This is a genomic window from Flavobacterium rhamnosiphilum, assembly GCF_004349195.1.
In the GTDB taxonomy this organism is placed as follows: Bacteria; Bacteroidota; Bacteroidia; order Flavobacteriales; family Flavobacteriaceae; genus Flavobacterium; species Flavobacterium rhamnosiphilum.
The window spans coordinates 30,010-50,909 of record NZ_SMLG01000003.1 but is presented as its reverse complement, the minus strand read 5'-3'; the positions used below and the strand labels follow the sequence as shown (position 1 = coordinate 50,909).

The window sequence follows — 20,900 nt, the reverse complement described above, 5'->3', positions numbered from 1 at the left end:
ATTTAAAAGTAAAAAGTAATGAAATATTTCAATCAAGAAACAGAAAGAGTTTTATTTAGAAAAGTGACCATGTCTGATGTGGAAATTTGGAGTGAATTTTTTATAAATAATGAGATGCTCAAGTTTGTGGGAATTGATATGACAAAAGAGCCAGAAGTTCTAGCAACAGAATGGATTTCGAGACAATTAAAACGTTACGAATCACATGGATTAGGACATCTTGCTGTTGTCGAAAAGCAAACAGGGAATCTCATAGGAATGAGCGGGATAATACCTCGAGAAGTTGATGGTAAAAATGAAATGGAAATAGCCTATTCATTAAAACAAGAGTTTTGGGGTAAAGGTTATGCCACTGAAATTGCAGCACATTTAAAGAAATTCGGACTTGAAAACGGCATTTCAAATCGGTTTGTTTCCATCATTGCAAAAGAGAATACAGCCTCTATAAACGTAGCAAAGAAAAATGACATGACCATTTTGTATGAAACAAATTATTTAGGAATGGATGTTTTTGTACTTGGGGTTGAGCAAAAATAGATACGATATAAAAACAAATAAACTCAATGAAAATAACATTAGAAAGAGTAAACGACAACTTCCACTTTGAATTAAAAAATGAACGTGGTCACTTAGTAAATGTAGATAGCCGACCAGAATTTGGAGGGAATGATATGGGCGCAAGTCCAATGGAATTGGTATTAATGGGTGTTGCAGGATGTAGCGCGATTGATATGATTTCGATTTTAAAAAAACAACGTCAGGAAATCACTTCTTTCAAAGCAGAAGTTGAAGGGGAACGGGTACAAGTAGGAGAAGCGAAACCATTCAAAGATATTCACGTGGTGTTTTATTTGGAAGGAGCAATCAACGAAGAAAAAGCAGCAAGAGCGGCTCAACTTTCTTTTGAGAAATACTGCTCGGTTTCAAAAACATTGGAACCAACCGCAACGATACATTATAAAGTAGTTTTGAACGGAGTTGAATTGGCGTAAGTAATCAATTTCAACAACTTCTAACTTCTAATTTCTAACTTTAAAAAATGAACGAACAAGAATTTGGTTTTGAAACCCAAGCCATCCGTACCCAATTAGAACGAACGCAATATTTAGAGCATTCAGTGCCTTTGTACTTAACGTCAAGTTTTGTGTTTGAAGATGCCGAAGACATGCGCGCTTCCTTTGCCGAGGAGAAAGATAGAAATATTTATAGCAGATACAGCAACCCAAACACGAACGAATTTGTTGATAAAGTGTGCAAAATGGAAGGTGCAGCAGCTGGTTTTGCCTTTGCTTCAGGAATGGCAGCAGTGTATTCAACCTTGACAGCTTTATTGAAATCTGGAGATCATATTGTTTCTTCTAGTAGTGTTTTTGGAGCGACACATTCTTTATTTATCAATTATTTTCCAAAATGGAATATTGAAACCTCTTATTTTGATATTAATAAGCCGGAAACAATTGAAAGTTTCATCACACCAAATACAAAGATTCTTTTTGCTGAATCACCTACCAATCCTGCTGTTGATATTATCGATTTAGAACTGTTAGGAGCTATTGCCAAAAAACATAATTTGATTTTGGTAATTGATAACTGTTTTGCAACACCTTATCTGCAACAACCGATAAAATGGGGTGCGCATTTAGTGGTACATTCCGCTACAAAGTTAATGGACGGTCAAGGCAGAGTTTTGGGAGGAATAACAGTTGGTGATGCTGAATTGATACAAAAAATCTATTTATTTTCTCGACTTACAGGGCCTTCTTTATCGCCATTTAACGCTTGGGTGTTATCAAAAAGTTTAGAAACTTTAGCGATTCGTTTAGACAGACATTGTGAAAATGCCTTGAAAGTAGCGGAGTTTCTGGAAAGTCATCCTCAGGTTAATAAAGTGAAGTATCCTTTTTTGAAATCGCATCCGCAATACGAAATTGCTCAAAAGCAAATGAAGTTGGGTGGAAACATTGTAGCTTTTGAAATAAAAGGCGGTCTTGAAGCCGGAAGAAACTTTTTGGATAAATTAAAACTATGCTCTTTATCGCCAAATTTGGGAGATACCAGAACAATTGTTACACATCCGGCATCAACAACACATAGCAAATTATCTGTTGAAGAACGTTTGGCAGTCAGTATTACTGATGGTTTAGTGCGTGTTTCAGTAGGATTGGAAACAGTGAAAGATGTAATTGCTGATTTAGAGCAAGCGCTTAAATAGATTTTTGAATTAAGATTAACGATTTTTGACCCGAGCGATAGCGAACTGGCAAAGCATTGCAGATTTAGGACAAATCAAAAATCGTTAATCTTCATTCACTATTCTTAAATCAAAAAGTATATTTTTGTTGTTACAATATAAAAGACATGTAGATTTCAGATTACTTTGAAATCTAAAATCGTTAATCATAATTCTTCAATCAAAAATCTTTTAAATGCTTTCAAAAAAAACAAAATACGGAATAAAGGCTTTGACTTTTTTGGCACGCCAGAAAGATCAAACGCCGATACAAATTGCTGAAATAGCAAAGAGTGAACATATTTCGATTAAGTTTTTGGAAAGTATTTTACTACTGTTACGCCATTCTGGGTTTTTAGGAGCAAAAAAAGGAAAAGGTGGAGGGTATTATTTGATAAAAGATCCTAAGGAAATAAATATGGCCCATGTCTATCGAATTCTCGAAGGGCCAATTGCATTACTTCCTTGTGCCAGCCACAATTTTTATGAGCCATGTGACGACTGTACGGATGAGGCCACTTGTGCAGTTCGTAAGCTTATGACAGAAGTTCGTGACAATACGCTTATGATATTGGAAAACAATACACTGGCTGATATTGCATTTTAGATAATAAATCACAAAATAAATTTTGTAGTTAAGTTAAAAGTTCTATTTTTGCATAATAATCTACCATTCCGATGGGGTAATAGATTTTAATAAATAGTTGAATTTTAAAAGCATGGGCAAAGAATTGAAAGAGATTAATATCAATGTAAAATCGGGAACTACTTTCGCGGAACGTTTATGGGTTGTAATTCCTGTTGTTTTGTTGGTAGGGTTGTTTTCGACATTAGTGTACAATCATTATGCTGAGTTTTCCTGGAATGGCTTTTTGGCTGGCTTCAATCAGGAATTTTTAATCTTTTTCTGTATCGGGATATTTGCGCAATTAGTGGATGGAACTTTAGGAATGGGTTATGGAGCAACTTCTACTTCTTTTTTATTGGCCTATGGAATTCCGCCGGCAATCAGCAGTACAGGTGTTCACGTTGCTGAAATGTTTACGACCGGAGCTTCTGCCATTTCTCATCATCGATTTGGGAATATCAATAAAAAACTAGTGAGACATTTGTTGATTCCGGGTGTTTTGGGTTCTATTGCAGGTGCTTATTTATTGTCGGATGTAATTGACGGGGATGCGATAAAGCCTTTTATTGCGGTGTATATGATTGCGCTGGCAGTTATAATTATCAGAAAAGCAATGCAAAAAAACATCATTAAAAAGAAAACCAAAAGATTGAATATTCTAGCTTCTTTCGGAGGTTTTATGGATGCTGTTGGTGGTGGTGGCTGGGGACCAATTGTTACTTCTACCTTATTAGGACGTGGTAGAAATCCTAGATATACTATCGGTTCTGTAAATGCAGCCGAGTTTGCAGTAGCTTTTGCCAGTGGTGTAACATTTATGCTTTTTGGAGGAATTCAAGGATGGCAAGTGATTATAGGGTTGATTTTAGGTGGTGTGATAGCCGCTCCAATTGCCGCTATTTTAGTCAATAAAATAAAGAGAAAGCCTATGATGATTTTGGTAGGCGTTTTAATTATTGTTTTGAGTTTAAAAACACTGTCTAAATTAATATAAAAGAACCCTTTTAGGGTTTTGAACCCTTTTAGGGTTTTGAACCCTGAAAGGGTTATAACAATCAAATTATGAGTGCAACAATTATAAATTCTTTATTAGAAAAAACAGCGGCCTTCACTATAGAAGAAACGCTTGCTTTTTTGGCTAATGAATACAAAGACAAAGTGGTTTTTTCGACTTCTTTTGGACAGGAAGACCAAGTGATTACGGATTTAATTGCTAAAAACGATTTGCCAATTACCATTTTTACTTTAGATACAGGAAGATTATTTCAAGAGACATATGATGTTTTTCATAAGACATTAAAGAAATATAAAAAACACATCGAAGTTTATTTTCCGGAAGCTTCTGCTGTAGAAAATTTGCTGAACCAAAAAGGACCAAACAGCTTTTACGAATCGGTTGAGAACAGAAAAGAATGTTGTTTTATTCGAAAAGTAGCGCCGTTGACTAAAGCTTTAAAAGGAAATGAAATTTGGATTACTGGTTTGCGTGCCGAGCAATCAGAAAACAGAAATGATTTAGCGGTATTTGAATACGATACCAATTTTAAACTTATAAAATTCAACCCATTATTGAAATGGACTTTAGAAGAAGTTCAAAAATATATTGATGATAATAATGTGCCGCAAAACGCACTGCACAAAAAAGGGTTTATAAGCATAGGTTGTGCTCCATGTACCAGAGCGATTGCTCCTGGCGAAGACATAAGAGCCGGAAGATGGTGGTGGGAATCAAGCCATAAAGAATGTGGTTTACACCAGAAATAGAGGTTAGAAGGCAGATTTTAGAAAATAGAATAAAGAGAATAGAAAAAACAATAATAGTTAAGAGATTTTAGTTTAGACTGCAACGGTCTAAAGCTTTAAGACTGAAACTTTTAAACAAAATACAGATGAGCACACTATTAAAAACAAATGCTTTAGAAAGCGAAGCGATATACATATTTAGAGAAGTTATTTCTCAATTTGACAAACCAGTTTTACTTTTCTCTGGTGGAAAAGATTCAATTACATTGGTGCGTTTGGCACAAAAAGCATTTTTTCCTGCTAAAATTCCGTTTCCACTTTTACACGTAGATACAGGGCATAATTTTCCTGAAACCATTGCTTTTAGAGACAAATTAGTAGCTGAATTAGGATTAGAATTAATCGTTCGTAATGTCCAAGACGCTATTGATGAAGGTAAAGTAATAGAAGAGTCTGGTAAATATTCAAGCAGAAACAGTTTGCAAACCACAACACTTTTGGATGCTATTGAAGAATTCAAATTTGATGCTTGTATTGGTGGAGCGCGTAGAGACGAAGAAAAAGCAAGAGCAAAAGAGCGTATTTTCTCTGTTCGTGATGATTTTGGTCAATGGGATGAGAAAAACCAACGTCCGGAATTGTTTGATATTTTGAACGGAAAAATTGAAAATGGTCAAAACGTTCGTGTTTTTCCAATTTCGAACTGGACAGAATTGGATGTTTGGAGTTATATCGAGGAAGAACAAATCGAAATCCCATCTATTTACTTTTCACACAAACGTAAAGTATTCTTGAGAGATGGCATGATTTGGTCGCATTCTCCATTTGTGTTTCAAGAAGAAGACGAAGAAATCGAAGAAAGAGTTGTTCGTTTTAGAACCGTTGGAGACATGAGTTGTACTGCTGCCGTTGATTCATATGCGGCTACTATCAAAGAAGTGGTTGGGGAAATTAGATCTTCAACTATTTCCGAAAGAGGTGCCAGAATAGATGATAAGCGTTCTGAAGCCGCAATGGAAAAAAGAAAACAACAAGGGTACTTTTAGGAATAAGCTTCGCAAAGTCTCCGACTTTGAGAAAGTGTACAAAGGTCTTTGACCTTCATTATTATAATGCGGTCTAAGACCGCTCAACATATCCTCAAAGTCAGAGACTTTGCGGAGCAAGAGCAAATACAAAATTATTATTTCCACTCTCGGCTCCCTCTCCAAAGGAGAGGGCTGGGGTGAGGAAAACTTTAAACTCAAAATAAAACATGGAAGTTTTAAAAATAGCAACAGCAGGAAGTGTAGATGACGGGAAAAGCACATTAATCGGAAGATTATTGTACGATACAAAGTCATTGACTACAGATAAGATTGAAGCAATAGAAAAAAGCAGCAAGCAAAAAGGATACGATTACTTAGATTTTTCATTGGCTACCGATGGTTTGGTTGCCGAAAGAGAGCAAGGAATCACGATTGACGTAGCGCATATTTATTTTTCGACAGCAAAGAAAAGTTACATTATTGCCGATACTCCAGGTCATGTAGAATATACACGTAACATGGTTACCGGAGCTTCGACTTCACAGGTTTCAATCATTTTGATTGACGCCAGAAAAGGAGTTATTGAGCAAACGTACCGTCACTTTTTCATCAATAATTTATTGCGTGTAAAAGAAGTGATCGTTGCGGTAAACAAAATGGATTTGGTTGATTATTCGGAAGAAGTGTACAACAAAATCAAAGCTGATTTTCAGGCCTTAAACGCAAAAAGCACTTTCAAAGAACAAACGGTTAGTTACATTCCGTTAAGTGCGATCAACGGTGGGAATGTAGTTGATAAATCAGAAAATATGCCTTGGTACACTGGGCAAACGGTATTGGAACATTTAGAGGCTTTAGAGCCAAAAGATGTATACGAAAAAGGACAAGCGCGTTTCCCCGTTCAAACGGTAATTAGACCAAAAACTGAGGAATATCACGACTTTAGAGGGTATGCAGGAAAATTGTATGGAGATAATATTAAAGTAGGTGATGCGGTAACCGTTCTTCCTTCTTTGACAGAATCGAAAGTGACTAACATTCATTTTTTCGATAAACAATTCGACGAAGCGACAGCAGGTTCTTCTATAACAATTGAGTTGGAAAATGACATTAACGTGACTAGAGGTGATATGATTGTAAAATCGAATGAGCTTCCAAGAATTGAAAAAGATATCAATACCACAATTTGTTGGATGGACAGCAAAAAGTTAGTTCCGGGGACAAAATATTTTATTCAGCACAATACCAATAGAGTTTTGGCAAAAATTGAAAGTGTAAAAAATGTAATTGCAACAGATTATTCAGGAGCAACTCCGGCCACTCAATTAGCCATTAATGAAATTGGTGAAGTGAATATTAAGTTGAGTAAAGCTCTGTATTTTGATGCCTATCATGACAACAAATCAAACGGAGCTTTTATTTTAATTGATGCTGCAACCAATACAACCGCAGGAGTTGGTTTTATAAACTAAATCCCCACCCCAGCCCTCCCCGAAGGGAAGGGTGCCATACTGGATAAAGAATATTCCAGTAGTTAAGGATTCAACCTTTTACAAAAAGAGTAAAATAAAGTATAATAATATTTCCAGTTTCGGCTCCCCCTCCTTCGGAGGGGGCCGGGGGGAGGATAAACATAACTACAGATGCAAAGTTTTAGAAACGAAATAGAAGATCCGATTGTCCAAAAAGACATCATCGATTTAGAGAAAAAGATACGTTTATTCAAAGAAGGAAAAATTGATGACGAACGTTTCCGAAGCCTTCGTTTGGCGAGAGGAGTTTACGGTCAGCGTCAGGAAGGTGTCCAAATGATTCGTATCAAATTGCCATTTGGAAAAGTGACAAGCGAACAATTGTTGCGTATTACTAAAGTTTCTGATGAATATTCAACTGGGCGTTTACACATTACAACGCGTCAGGATATTCAGATTCACTACGTAAGTTTGGACAGAACGCCAGAACTTTGGGCTGAATTAGAGAAAGATGATGTTACTTTGAGAGAAGCTTGTGGAAATACAGTAAGAAATATTACGGCCAGTGAAACAGCGGGAATTGATGTGGATGAACCTTTTGATGTATCGCCTTATGCACACGCTTTGTTTCAATTTTTCTTGAGAAACCCAGTTTGTCAGGAAATGGGACGTAAATTCAAAATGTCATTTTCTTCTTCGGATAAAGATACAGGATTGAGTTATTTACATGATTTAGGTTTTATTCCAAAAATTGTAAATGGCGAAAGAGGTTTCAAAGTAATGCTTGGTGGTGGATTAGGTTCTCAACCCAGTCATGCGGAATTATTATCGGAATTTATTCCGGTAAACCAAATTATCCCAACAACCGAAGGCGTTTTGAGAATTTTTGATCGCTATGGCGAAAGAGCGAAACGTTTGAAAGCCCGTATGAAATTCTTAATCAAGGATATTGGGAGAGACGAATTTTTGCGATTGGTGGAAGAAGAGAAAAAAGCCTTGTCTTACCAAACGGTCGAAATCGATACGACTGCTTTTGATAGTGAAATTCCAGCTCCTTTATTGGAAGCTCCAAAAGTAGTACTTGAAGATACTGCTGCTTTCGAAGCTTGGAAAAAATCAAATGTTTTTCCTCAGAAACAAGTGGGTTATGTAGCGATTGGAATTAAAGTGCTTTTAGGAGATTTTTATACAGACAAAGCAAGATTATTAGCCGAATTGATAAAAAATTATGCAGCTAATGAATTGCGTTTTACTTTGAGACAGGATATTTTGATTCGCCATGTAAAAGAAGAAAATTTACCATTTTTCTACCAAGAATTGGCTAAGCTTAATTTTGTTGATTTAGGATACAATTCCACAGCCGATATCACCGCTTGTCCGGGAACGGATACGTGTAATCTTGGGATTGCAAGCAGCACCGGAATTGCAGTAGAACTGGAAAGAGTTTTGGAAACAGAATATCCACAATACAGCAACAATCAAGAAATCACGATTAAAATCAGTGGTTGTATGAATGCTTGTGGACAACACAATATGGCCGAAATTGGTTTCCAGGGAATGTCTATTAATGCAGGGAAATTAGTGGCGCCTGCGTTACAAGTTTTATTAGGCGGAGGAAATTTAGGAAATGGATCAGGAAGATTTTCGGATAAAGTGATCAAAATTCCAAGCAGAAGAGGACCTGATGCGTTGCGTTTTATCTTAAATGATTTTGAAGCGAATGCAAACGGACAATCATTCTTGAATTATTATGATGCCAAAGGAGAGAAGTATTTCTATGAGTTCTTGAAACCATTAGCCGATGTGACTAATTTGACCGAAGCTGATTTCGTGGATTGGGGAAATGCCGATAATTACGTAAAAGCAGTTGGAGTTGGTGAATGTGCGGGTGTTGTAATTGATTTAGTAACTACATTATTATTTGAAGCTAAAGACAAATTAACGTTTGCTCAAGAAGCTTTTGATGACAAAAAATGGGCAGATGCTATTTATTTGGCGTATGCCGGTTTTGTAAATGGTGCCAAAGCATTATTGCTTGCCGAAAATCAAAAGACCAATAATCACGCAGGAATTATCGATTTGTTTGATACTGTTTTTATTGAAACCAATAAAATTGTATTGGAGTCTTCGTTAAGAGATTTGGTATATCAAATCAACCAAAATGAACCTTCGGGGGAATTTGCACAAAAATACATTCAAGAAGCAGCAGCCTTTTTTGAAAATATAGAATCGTATAGAGCAAAAGATTTAGCAGATGAGAAATAAAGTAAAACCATTCGTAACCTTAGTTGGAGCAGGTCCGGGAGATCCTGATTTGCTTACCATCAAAGGCGCAAAAGCACTTGCCGAAGCTCAAGTGGTTTTGTATGATGCTTTGGCTAATGAGGAAATCTTGACTTATGCGCCAAAGAAATCCATTAAAATATTTGTTGGAAAAAGAAAAGGCTGTCATGAATATTCGCAAGATCAAATCAATCAGTTGATTGTGGATAATGCGCTTACGTATGGAAATGTGGTTCGATTAAAAGGCGGTGATCCATTTATATTTGGACGAGGAAGCGAAGAAATAGAGTATGTAGAAAGCTTTGGAATTCCTACCTTTGTTATTCCTGGGATCTCTTCATCCATTGCAGTTCCCGCTTATCAAGGGATTTCTTTGACCAAAAGAGGAGTGTCCGAAAGTTTTTGGGTAATAACCGGCACGACCTCCGCCAGGAAATTATCGAACGATGTTGCTTTGGCAGCACAGTCTTCGGCAACAGTGGTAATCTTGATGGGGATGAGCAAATTGGAACAAATTATTGCCTTGTTTCAAAAGGAATCCAAAGGGGAAACTCCCGTAGCGATCATTCAAAACGGAACTATGCCAGATGAAAAAATAGGCGTTGGGACTATAGATACCATTCAACAGGTTGTCACTGAGAACAAATTAAGTTCGCCGGCAATAATTGTTATTGGTGAAGTGGTTAGAGAAAGTAATAAGTTGAAAGGATTTTACGAAGAATTTATAGCATCAGAAATAAGATAACAATGGACAGGAACGAATTATATCCTATTTTTTTAAAACTACACAACCTCAATGTGCTTATTGTAGGCGGAGGAAATGTGGGTTTAGAAAAGTTATCATTTATGCTGAAATCCAGTCCAAATGCAAATGTTGAGGTGGTGGCGCCAAAGTTTTTGCCAGAATTGGAAGAGTTGGTTGAAAAACATCCTTCGGTGAAATTGACTAAAGCCAAGTTCAAGAAAAAAATGTTGAAGAAAAGGCACATGGTTATTGCCTGTACCGATGATTTGAAAGTCAATAAAAGAGTGTTTGATTTGTCCAGAAAAAGATACTTGATTTGCAATATTGCTGATACACCTGATTTATGTGACTATTATTTGGGTGGCATTGTAACCAAAGGAAATGTGAAAATTGCGATTTCGACAAACGGAAAATCACCTACAACAGCCAAAAGATTACGGGAGTTTTTCGAAGAAATAATCCCGGACGATATCAACAAAATGGTCGAAAACCTAAATGAATATCGCAAAACCTTGAAAGGGAATTTCGAAGAAAAAGTGCAGAAAATGAATGAAATTACAGAAGCATTAAAAAATAAAGAATAGAACAGTCACAAATAAATGAATGATATAAATCATATAAATGTATAATAATAATTCGTTTATTTGTACTTATTAAGAATGATTACAAACAATAAATAAAATGGTTAAAACAGACATACTTATAATAGGAGCCGGACCGACAGGTTTATTTGCAGTTTTTGAAGCAGGATTGTTAAAATTAAAATGCCATATTTTAGATGCCTTGCCACAAGCCGGCGGGCAATTATCTGAATTATATCCAAAAAAACCTATTTATGATATTCCAGGATTTCCTGAAGTATTGGCGGGTGATTTGGTTGATAATTTAATGGAACAAATCAAGCAGTTTGAACCGGGATTCACGCTGGGAGAACGTGCCGAAACAATCGAAAAACAGGAAGACGGAAGTTTCATAGTAACCTCAAATAAAGGGAAAAGATTTCATGCACCAGTAATTGCGATTGCAGGTGGATTAGGAAGTTTTGAACCAAGAAAACCATTGATCGAAGATATCGAATTTTACGAAGATAAAGGAATCAAGTATTTCATCAAAAATCCGGAAAAATTCAGGGACAAAAGAGTCGTGATTGCCGGAGGCGGTGATTCAGCTTTAGACTGGAGTATTTTCTTGTCGAATGTAGCTTCTGAGGTAACTTTAATTCACCGTAGAAATGAATTTAGAGGCGCATTAGATTCGGTAGAAAAAGTGCAGGAATTGAAGAATTTAGGAAAAATAAAAATGATCACACCAGCAGAAGTAGTTGGTTTGAATGGAGCCGAACATTTAGAATCAATTGACATTGAGGAAAATGGAGCGCACAGAACCATTCCTACCGATTATTTTATTCCACTTTTTGGATTAACACCAAAATTAGGACCTATCGGAGACTGGGGATTAGAAATCGAAAAAAATGCTATCAAAGTAAATAATGCCTTGGATTATCAAACGAATATTCCGGGAATTTTTGCCATTGGTGACGTAAATACCTATCCAGGAAAATTAAAGTTGATCCTTTGCGGATTCCACGAAGCGACTTTAATGTGTCAGGCAGCGTACCAAATCATCAACCCGGGTAAAAAATATGTATTGAAATATACTACAGTTTCTGGTGTTGACGGATTTGACGGAACCCGTAAAGAAGCTCCAAAAGCCGTGGTGAAAGCCATAGTTTAACAACTTAATACAAACTAGTTAAAAAATATAGCGCTAATACTTGCAAGTATTAGCGCTATGTCTTTACTTTGCACTGTTCATATATTTATTGAAAGTTATCACGAAAGGCGGAGGGAAAGACCCAATGAAACCTTAGCAACCCTTTATCTTTAAAGAAGGTGCTACATTCTACTTTATACGGAACCAGTTTCAGTATCTAAGATAGATAACACACGAATACTCACTTAGTATTTCTCAAACCTTTTCTTGACAACATATCGATATTTAGCTTACTGAATTAATTTCAGTATCAGGAGCGAACAATTGGCGTTTTTCTGCCAATACCGTTCCCGCTTTACGCTATATCTTTTTTTTATTTTACCCTGTCAGGGTTTTAAACCCTGACAGGGTAAAATAAAAAAAAGGATACCGCTGCAAACGTAGTTCACTGAACTCCTATGAAAATAGAAATCAAGTGAAGTAATCGGGGCTAAAGAGCTAAAATAGTGAACCTTTGTAATTATTAATCAAAAGTATAAATCCCGATACATATCGAGATTTACAAGAAATAAAAAGTTATGTCAAACATTTCAAAAGATAGTTTAGGAGTTTCCCCTTCGGGGGTTAGGGGGACAATTCAAGAAGAAATAAAAAAGAGAATACTCGTGCTCGATGGAGCAATGGGAACCATGTTGCAACGTTATAATTTCTCCGAGGAAGATTTTCGAGGCGAACGTTTCAAAGATTTTCCACATTCTCTCAAAGGGAATAACGATTTATTGTCGCTCACACAACCGCAAGCCATCAAAGCAGTTCACGCAGCCTATTTTGAAGCGGGAGCTGATATCGTAGAAACCAACACTTTTTCTGGAACCACCATCGGTATGGCCGATTATTATCTGGAAGAATACGTTTACGAACTTAACTACGAATCGGCACGAATAGCCCGTGAAGTAGCGGATGAATTTACGGCAAAAAATCCAGACAAACCTCGTTTTGTGGCGGGTTCAATAGGCCCAACAAACAGAACGGCGAGCATGTCACCCGATGTAAACGATCCAGGATATAGAGCCGTAACATTTGATGATTTACGCATTGCCTACAAACAACAAGTAGAAGCCTTGATGGACGGTGGTTGCGATTTACTTTTGGTGGAAACTATTTTTGACACCTTAAATGCAAAAGCAGCCCTTTTCGCTATAGAAGAAGTCAAAGACGAACGCAATATCGATATTCCCATCATGGTTTCAGGTACGATAACCGATGCATCAGGAAGAACACTTTCGGGTCAAACGGTAGAAGCTTTTTTGATTTCTGTTTCGCATATTCCATTGTTGAGCGTAGGTTTTAATTGTGCTTTGGGAGCCGATTTGTTGAAACCGTACTTGCAAACATTGGCGCAAAACACTTCCTTCAATGTATCGGCACATCCAAATGCAGGATTGCCAAATGCCTTTGGAGAATACGATGAAACTCCAGAACAAATGCAAGCCTTCATCAAAGAATATTTAGACGATAATTTAATAAACATCATAGGCGGTTGTTGCGGAACAACCCCAGAACACATCAAGTTGATCGCAGACATAGCCAAGGAGTATAAACCGAGGGTTTCGACAGCGACGATGTAAACGAAACAAGTGGAATGGGTCCGGATTGTAATTCCGCTTTTACTTATATTTGATGAAAAACAACGAATTCAATATCTTAAAAAAAAAATGACTAAATTTTCTAAATTATTATTCTCATTAATGAGTGGTGTTTTTATTTTTGGATGTTCCTCTGATAAAGATTGTGTGAAAACAATTACTATTCCTGCTTATAGTATTCACACTCCAACAGGGTCTTCTTATTACCCGGAAAGTACTAGAGAGGTTTCTTGTGATTACGTAATAACACCAATAAGTGAATCGAAAACACTTACGAATTTTTCTTACGAAGTGTTGAGCTTTAATTTTACCCCAGACACGGGTAAAAATACAAGTAGATTGCAATTCGAAATTAAACTGAATAACTTAAGTGATTTCTCGGTAAACGGGTTTCCAGTTCTAACTGTTGATGCTGATGGACTAGAATCTTCTGGAGGTTATTCAAATGGTGCAATTTCTACTTGTTCGAAAATAGAGGCTAAATCTAGTTGTATTTTCTCTTATGACAAGGAATCTAGTTTGGAAATTGGTAAGATAAAATCTTTAACACTAGTTGCGGTAAAATATTATTTAGCGAAGTAAAACGATTTTCGATAGACATCACTCTGATAGCGAGGATTTACAATCCGCGCCGATAATGAGAACAAAAATATAAAGTGTGATTTTTGTCATTCCGACGAAGGAGGAATCACATAATGAGATTCCTCCTTCGTCGGAATGACAAACGAGTTGGTGAGATTTGAGTCCCGTAGGAACGGTACATTTTGTAGGAACGGAATTTATTCTATTGGTTGAAAAAGAAAATGTCAATTGCAGCGGAATTCATTCCGATGTTGATGAAAATAAAAACATTGATGCAATGCACAAACCCGCGTGAGGGATAGCAGTGAAAAGCCCACAGACAAATGAAGCGATAGCGGAATTTGTCGAGGACTTGAAACGAATAGCCCGACCCTTGGGACACGCCCAAAAAGTGTTATTGAATAAAGATAAAAGATAGCTATATGTTTTTAAAAAGCTGTAGTCAAAAAAACAATAAAAAGATTAAACCTACAAGGTTTTAGAAACCTTGCAGGATCAAACAAAACAAAAATGGCACACGCAGAAACTAGAAAAAACTTGGTATTATCGGGACTAGAGCCTTTAATCATTACGCCCAACAGCGTTTTTGTAAACATTGGTGAACGAACCAATGTTACGGGTTCTAGAAAATTCCTTCGATTAATTAAGGAGGAAAAATACGAAGAAGCACTCAGCATAGCTAAAGAACAAGTGGAAGGAGGAGCACAAATCATCGATATTAATATGGATGAAGGAATGCTTGATGGTGAATATGCAATGACAAAATTTCTGAATTTAATCGCTGCGGAACCTGATATTTCTAGAGTTCCGATAATGATTGACAGCTCGAAATGGGATATTATCGAGGCGGGTTTAAAAGTAGTTCAGGGAAAGAGTGTCGTAAATTCTATTTCATTAAAAGAAGGGGAAGAACAATTTATTCATCACGCCAAATTGATTAAACGCTACGGAGCTGCGGCAATTATTATGGCTTTTGATGAGGTCGGGCAAGCCGATAATTACGAACGTAGAGTAGAAATTTGCCAACGGTCATATGACATTTTGGTAAACAAAGTTGGTTTTCCTCCACAGGATATCATTTTCGATTTGAATATATTTCCAGTTGCGACAGGTATGGAGGAGCACCGCCTGAATGCTTTAGATTTCTTTAGAGGGACAAAATGGGTTAGGGAAAATCTTCCTCATGCGCATATTAGCGGAGGCGTAAGTAATGTTTCGTTCTCGTTTAGAGGAAATGACACGGTTCGGGAAGCAATGCACTCGGTGTTTTTATACCACGCAATTCAAAACGGAATGACGATGGGAATCGTAAATCCTGAAATGTTGTCTATTTATGACGAAATTCCAAAGGATTTATTAGAACACGTTGAAGATGTAATTCTAAACAGACGAGACGATGCAACGGAAAGACTTTTGGACTTTGCCGAAAATGTAAAAGGAGATGTAAAGAGCAATGAGAAAGCGGTTCAAGAATGGCGTTCGGGAACGGTTCAAGAGCGTATCACGCACTCACTTGTAAAAGGGGTTGATGCCTTTATAGAAATTGATGTTGAAGAAGCTCGATTGGAAGCTACAAAACCCATCGAAGTTATTGAAATCAACTTAATGACAGGAATGAATGTTGTTGGGGATTTGTTTGGTTCGGGTAAAATGTTTTTGCCGCAAGTGGTAAAATCGGCTCGGGTAATGAAAAAAGCCGTGGCCTATTTGTTGCCTTATATTGAAGCAAGTAAACAGGCTGGCGACAAACAAGGGAATGGAAAAATCCTGATGGCAACCGTAAAAGGAGATGTACACGATATTGGTAAAAACATTGTAAGCGTGGTGCTTGCGTGTAATAATTATGAGATTGTAGATTTGGGCGTAATGGTGCCTCCCGAAAAAATTATTGCTGCGGCCATAGAACACAATGTGGATATTATCGGGTTAAGCGGATTGATCACACCGTCACTAGACGAAATGGTTTATCTCGCCAAGGAATTAGATAAAAGAGGGCTGAAAATTCCAATAATGATCGGTGGGGCAACGACTTCGCGTGCGCATACAGCGGTGAAAATTGCGCCACAATATAGAGAAACGGTTATTCACGTAAATGATGCTTCGAGAGCCGTAACGGTTGCTGGAAGTTTATTGAACAAGGATAAAAAATTATACGCAAGTGATATTAGAGCAGAATACGATGCGTTTAGAGAGACGTTTTTGAACCGTTCGCGCGACAAAAATTTCTTGACCATTGAGCAAGCTCGTAAAAATAAATTGCAATTGGATTGGGAGAATTTTACTCCTGTAAAACCAAATATAATTGGAGAACAAACCATCGAAGTCGATTTGGATGTTTTGGTTCCGTATATTGACTGGACTCCGTTTTTTAGAACTTGGGAATTGTTCGGAAAATATCCAGCGATTTTAACGGATGAAGTGGTAGGCGAACAAGCCACTTCGGTTTTTGCGGATGCGCAGGAAATGTTGGAAGTGATTTTGAGAGAAAAGAAACTAACTGCCAAAGGTATTTACGGAATTTTTCCTGCCAATCAAGTGAATGATGATGATATTGAATTGAGTGATGAAAACGGAAAAGTATTAGAGAAATTCTTGACGTTGCGTCAGCAATCACAAAAAACGAAAGGAGCTCCAAACATTGCTTTGTCTGATTTTATTGCTCCGAAAGACAGCGGTAAAACCGATTATATGGGTGCATTTTGTGTGACGACCGGTTTTGGTGTAGATGAATGGGCGGCTGAATTTGAAAGAGATTTAGACGATTATAACTCGATTATGGTCAAAGCATTGGCGGATCGTTTTGCGGAAGCCTTTGCCGAATATTTGCATGAAAAAGTAAGAAAAGAAATTTGGGGTTATGCTGCCGATGAGGCTTTAACTACCGAAGCAATGATTGATGAAGTGTACAAAGGAATTCGTCCAGCACCAGGTTATCCGGCTTGTCCCGACCATTTAGAAAAACCAACGATTTGGAAATTATTAAATGTTGAAAAAGAAATTGGAGTGACTTTAACGGAAAGTATGGCGATGTGGCCTGCTTCTTCTGTTTCAGGTTATTATTTTGGAAATCCCGAAAGCAAGTATTTTGGACTCGGAAAAATAAAAGAAGACCAAGTCATTGATTACGCCAAACGAAGAAGTATTTCGACCGATAAAGCCATGAAATGGCTGAATCCGAATATAGCAGATTAAGAACGGTTTATGGTTGTTGGTTTATAGTTTATGGTTTTAGAACCAGAACGAACAACAACAAACCATAAACAACAAACTAAAAACATGAAGGTAACACAACATATAGAAGACGCAAAAGAGAAAACATTATTCTCATTTGAAATTATTCCGCCACAAAAGGGAAAAAGTATTCAGGAATTATACGATAATATTGATCCGTTGATGGAGTTCAAACCTCCTTTTATAGATGTAACGACTTCGAGAGAAGAGTTTATTTATATTGACAAAGGCAACGGCTTATTAGACAAAAGACTGACCAGAATGCGCCCCGGAACACTGGGAATTTGCGCTTCCATAAAACACAAATACAATGTAGATACTATTCCGCATGTACTTTGTGGAGGTTTCACCAAAGAAGAAACGGAGTATTTATTGGTCGATTGTCATTATCTGGGAATTGATAACGTGATGGCTTTGCGAGGTGATGCCATGAAAGACGAACAATATTTTATTCCAAAACAAGGAGGGAATGATTTTGCAGTCGATTTGGTAAAACAAATCTATCAATTGAATAACGGGAAATACTTGCATGATGTAATGGAGGTGGACAACAAATCCAATTTTTGTATTGGAGTTGCGGGTTATCCAGAAAAACATCTGGAATCTCCGTCATTACAATCTGATTTAAAAAGATTGAAAGAAAAAGTAGATGCAGGTGCCGATTATGTGGTGACCCAAATGTTTTTTGACAATGCAAAATATTTCGAGTTTGTCGCTAAAGCCAGAGAAATGGGAATCACGGTTCCTATTATTCCGGGAATAAAACCTATTGCGGTACAAAGACATTTGCAAATATTACCGCAAATTTTTAGAATCGATTTGCCCGAAGATTTGATTCACGCCGTGGATCAATGCAAAAATAATGCAGACATCAGACAAGTAGGAATTGAATGGGCAATCCAACAATCGCTTGAACTTAAGGCTGCTGGTGTTCCTGTTTTGCATTATTATTCAATGGGAAAATCAGAGAATATTCGACAAATAGCGAGTAAGGTTTTTTAATTTTCAATCGTATTTCATAAAAAAAAAGCTCGTTTAAAATGAATTTAAACGAGCTTTTTTTAGTTGTAAACTACTTCGTAATCTCTCTAAATACGGCCTCCAAGTTTTTATTCTTCTGATTGAGTTGTAAAGTTTTCAAACCATTGGCATTGGCAAAATCAAAAACTGCCGGGCGCATGTCTTTATCCGCTTTGAAAGTCAATTCCCAAATCATATCGTGCGTATTTCTATAAGAAACAAGATTTTCGATTTTAGCAATAGCTTCTTCTTCGATTTTATAATCAAATTCTACTTCGATAACTTGTACTGCATCTTCAGAAATTAAGTTGTCCAGTTTTTTATCGGTAACAATTTTACCGTTATTGATGATAATAACGCGGTCACAAATGGCTTCGACTTCCTGCATAATGTGCGTAGATAGAAAAACGGTTTTGTCTTTTCCTACGTTTTTAATAACATTACGAATTTCCATCAATTGGTTCGGATCTAAACCAGTTGTTGGTTCGTCCAAAATCAAAACATCGGGATTGTGTAATAACGCATTGGCAAGACCTACGCGTTGGCGATATCCTTTGGATAATTGTCCTATTTTTTTATGACTTTCGGCACTTAAACCTGTCAATTGAATTACTTCTTCGATCCTGGATTTAGCTACTTTGTACACATCAGCGTTAAAAGCTAAATATTCACGTACATATAAATCCAAGTACAACGGATTGTGTTCCGGTAAATAGCCAATGGAAAGCTGAACGGCTTTTTGTTGGGTGTTTACATCGTTTCCATTTACGATTGCAGAACCTTCATCAGCATTAATATACGTGGTCAATATTTTCATTAAAGTCGATTTCCCGGCTCCGTTTGGACCTAAAAATCCAACTATTTCTCCTTTATTAATGGAAAATGAAATGTTATCCAGTGCTTTTTGGGCACCATAGCTTTTGGATATATTATTAACTTCTATTGACATGGAATATATTTTGTTACAAAAGTAAACAGAAAAAGTATTGATTTATTGTTTTTTGTAGCCCAATAGCTAAAAAGACCTTTTTCAAAGTTTTACAAAGCGAGATGATATTCTATTTTAGATTTATATATTTACCATAAACTATATAAATATGAAAAATACACAGTCGGGCAGTTTCTTGAAAAACTACAAAAGTATTTTATTGCTACTTGGCGGTATTCTGGCAGGAAGTATATTAGGTTTAGTTTTTGGGAAAGGAGTAGAAGTGATTAAACCTTTGGGAGATATATTTCTGAATTTATTGTTTACAGCAATCATTCCATTGATATTTTTTACGATTGCATCTTCGATTGCTAATTTAGAAAAATCAGAGAAACTTGGAAAATTGTTTGTAATTGTCATTGGCGTGTTTTTAAGTACAGTATTGATTTCGGCCATTTTGATGATTGTTGGTGTGTTGTTATTTCCCATTCAGCAAGACATTATCATTTCCAAAATTCCATTGGAAAGCATTCAGGAAAGTTCTGCGGGTTCACAAATTACCCAGTTGCTTACTGCAAGTGACTTCTTTGAACTGTTGTCTCGAAAAAATATGCTGGCGCTCATTATATTTTCTTTTTTAATAGGATTTGCCAGTTTGCATTCGGGAGAAAAAGGGAAAGATTTCAGTCGTTTCCTAAATTCAGGAAATGAAGTGATGAAGCAATTGTTACACATGATTATGAAAACGGCTCCAATAGGTTTGGGTGCTTATTTTGCGTATCAGGTCGGGATTTTTGGACCGCAATTATTTGGTGCTTACGCAAAACCTTTAGGACTTTATTATGCGGTTTGTGCTTTTTACTTTGTCGTATTTTTTAGTTTGTATGCTTTTATCGCCGGAGGGAAATTAGGATTTAAAGTATTTTGGAAAAATAATATTACGCCTTCATTAACAGCATTGGGAACCTGCAGCAGCATTGCGACAATTCCTGCTAATCTGGAAGGCGCGGAACGAATGAATATCCCGAGTCATATCAGGAATGTAGTTATTCCACTTGGTGCACCTTTGCACAAAGACGGTTCGAGTATGTCGTCCATTATAAAAATCGCGGTTATTTTTGCCATGTTTGGTAAAGATTTCACGGATCCTTATAATTTACTAGTGGCATTGGGAATTACGGTAATTGTTTCAGTAGTCGAGGGCGGAATTCCAAATGGAGGTTATATAGGAGAAATTCTGGCGATAACCGTCTATGGGTTTCCTATGGAGCAAGCTTTGCCGGCCGCGATGATAGTGGGGACTTTGGTTGATCCTATGGCAACATTATTGAACGCGAATGGCGATTTGGTTTCGGCAATGGTAGTAACCCGAATTTCTGAAGGAAAAAAATGGCTTTCGGCGAATTTAACCGTTTAAATGCTTTTTGAGTTAGAATTAGTTGAAAAAAGCATTTAGAAATCGGTAATAAGCGGTAGGTTAGAAGTCTCTTTTTTAGGTATTTTGTAATAAAAAGTAGTTTTCACAAAGAATTCTTTTTTTGTTACATATAATCAAATGTTTTTTTTGGTTGGGTTAAAATATGTTCTACATTTGCATAGAAATTAATACAAAAAACAACATCATGTTGAATAACCGATTTTATTTTAGCAA

General features: G+C 36.7%; 19 protein-coding genes and 1 riboswitch. Of the genes, 18 read left to right on the top strand and 1 reads right to left on the bottom strand.

The genetic code is table 11. From position 1 onward, the window contains the following. Positions 1-18 precede the first annotated feature (18 nt). The 17 genes from E0I26_RS05290 (at position 19) to metF (ending at position 18,303) form a co-directional block, all read left to right on the top strand. On the top strand, positions 19-537 hold the full coding sequence (locus E0I26_RS05290; RefSeq protein WP_131915459.1) for a GNAT family N-acetyltransferase: 519 nt from the start codon (positions 19-21) through the stop codon (positions 535-537). Positions 538-563: 26 nt separating this feature from the next. Next, positions 564-992, top strand: coding sequence for an OsmC family protein (locus E0I26_RS05285; RefSeq protein ID WP_131915458.1), 429 nt, complete (start codon positions 564-566; stop codon positions 990-992). 47 nt (positions 993-1,039) lie between these two features. Then, entirely contained in the window at positions 1,040-2,212 is a 1,173-nt protein-coding gene (locus E0I26_RS05280; protein ID WP_131915457.1) for a trans-sulfuration enzyme family protein, read from the top strand. Between the two features lie 214 nt (positions 2,213-2,426). Continuing rightward, on the top strand, positions 2,427-2,837 hold the full coding sequence (locus E0I26_RS05275; protein WP_099713589.1) for an RrF2 family transcriptional regulator: 411 nt from the start codon (positions 2,427-2,429) through the stop codon (positions 2,835-2,837). Positions 2,838-2,949: 112 nt separating this feature from the next. Next, the gene (locus E0I26_RS05270) at positions 2,950-3,852 is read left to right on the top strand and encodes a sulfite exporter TauE/SafE family protein (RefSeq protein WP_131915456.1); all 903 of its coding nucleotides are present in this window, start codon (positions 2,950-2,952) and stop codon (positions 3,850-3,852) included. A 68-nt stretch (positions 3,853-3,920) separates the two neighbouring features. Continuing rightward, positions 3,921-4,622, top strand: a complete 702-nt coding sequence (locus tag E0I26_RS05265; protein WP_131915455.1) for a phosphoadenylyl-sulfate reductase — start codon at positions 3,921-3,923, stop codon at positions 4,620-4,622. A 125-nt stretch (positions 4,623-4,747) separates the two neighbouring features. Continuing rightward, complete coding sequence (gene cysD / locus E0I26_RS05260) at positions 4,748-5,647, top strand: sulfate adenylyltransferase subunit CysD (RefSeq protein ID WP_131915454.1); 900 nt, start codon at positions 4,748-4,750, stop codon at positions 5,645-5,647. A 209-nt stretch (positions 5,648-5,856) separates the two neighbouring features. Next, a complete protein-coding gene (locus tag E0I26_RS05255; protein ID WP_131915453.1) occupies positions 5,857-7,101 on the top strand; it encodes a sulfate adenylyltransferase subunit 1 in 1,245 nt (414 codons plus the stop codon). A 171-nt stretch (positions 7,102-7,272) separates the two neighbouring features. Next, on the top strand, positions 7,273-9,366 hold the full coding sequence (locus E0I26_RS05250; RefSeq protein ID WP_131915452.1) for a HEPN domain-containing protein: 2,094 nt from the start codon (positions 7,273-7,275) through the stop codon (positions 9,364-9,366). Further along, positions 9,356-10,129 (top strand): uroporphyrinogen-III C-methyltransferase, encoded by a 774-nt coding sequence (gene cobA, locus E0I26_RS05245; RefSeq protein ID WP_131915451.1) that lies wholly within the window; start codon positions 9,356-9,358, stop codon positions 10,127-10,129. The genes E0I26_RS05250 and cobA overlap by 11 nt, the downstream gene beginning before the upstream one ends. 2 nt (positions 10,130-10,131) lie before the next feature. Next, positions 10,132-10,713: a precorrin-2 dehydrogenase/sirohydrochlorin ferrochelatase family protein gene (locus E0I26_RS05240; RefSeq protein WP_131915450.1), complete on the top strand. Its 582-nt coding sequence runs from the start codon at positions 10,132-10,134 to the stop codon at positions 10,711-10,713. Positions 10,714-10,810: 97 nt separating this feature from the next. Then, a complete protein-coding gene (locus E0I26_RS05235; RefSeq protein WP_131915449.1) occupies positions 10,811-11,863 on the top strand; it encodes an NAD(P)/FAD-dependent oxidoreductase in 1,053 nt (350 codons plus the stop codon). A 92-nt stretch (positions 11,864-11,955) separates the two neighbouring features. Beyond that, positions 11,956-12,075: riboswitch (SAM riboswitch) on the top strand. 345 nt (positions 12,076-12,420) lie between these two features. After that, positions 12,421-13,470 (top strand): homocysteine S-methyltransferase family protein, encoded by a 1,050-nt coding sequence (locus E0I26_RS05230; protein WP_131915448.1) that lies wholly within the window; start codon positions 12,421-12,423, stop codon positions 13,468-13,470. Positions 13,471-13,557: 87 nt separating this feature from the next. After that, positions 13,558-14,070, top strand: a complete 513-nt coding sequence (locus tag E0I26_RS05225) for a hypothetical protein (RefSeq protein WP_131915447.1) — start codon at positions 13,558-13,560, stop codon at positions 14,068-14,070. 157 nt (positions 14,071-14,227) lie between these two features. Then, positions 14,228-14,365 (top strand): hypothetical protein, encoded by a 138-nt coding sequence (locus E0I26_RS16465; protein WP_165929410.1) that lies wholly within the window; start codon positions 14,228-14,230, stop codon positions 14,363-14,365. Between the two features lie 215 nt (positions 14,366-14,580). Continuing rightward, positions 14,581-17,262: a methionine synthase gene (gene metH, locus E0I26_RS05220; RefSeq protein ID WP_131915446.1), complete on the top strand. Its 2,682-nt coding sequence runs from the start codon at positions 14,581-14,583 to the stop codon at positions 17,260-17,262. Between the two features lie 84 nt (positions 17,263-17,346). Beyond that, positions 17,347-18,303, top strand: coding sequence for a methylenetetrahydrofolate reductase [NAD(P)H] (metF, locus tag E0I26_RS05215; protein WP_131915445.1), 957 nt, complete (start codon positions 17,347-17,349; stop codon positions 18,301-18,303). Positions 18,304-18,373: 70 nt separating this feature from the next. Here the strand turns inward: metF and gldA are convergent, their stop codons facing one another. Further along, positions 18,374-19,270 carry a gliding motility-associated ABC transporter ATP-binding subunit GldA gene (gene gldA / locus E0I26_RS05210; protein WP_131915444.1) on the bottom strand — a complete coding sequence of 299 codons (897 nt, stop codon included), beginning with the start codon at positions 19,268-19,270 and terminating at the stop codon, positions 18,374-18,376. A gap of 148 nt (positions 19,271-19,418) precedes the next feature. On the opposite strand from gldA, the gene E0I26_RS05205 reads away from it, so the two are divergent. Continuing rightward, entirely contained in the window at positions 19,419-20,666 is a 1,248-nt protein-coding gene (locus tag E0I26_RS05205) for a dicarboxylate/amino acid:cation symporter (protein WP_131915443.1), read from the top strand. Positions 20,667-20,900 lie beyond the last annotated feature (234 nt).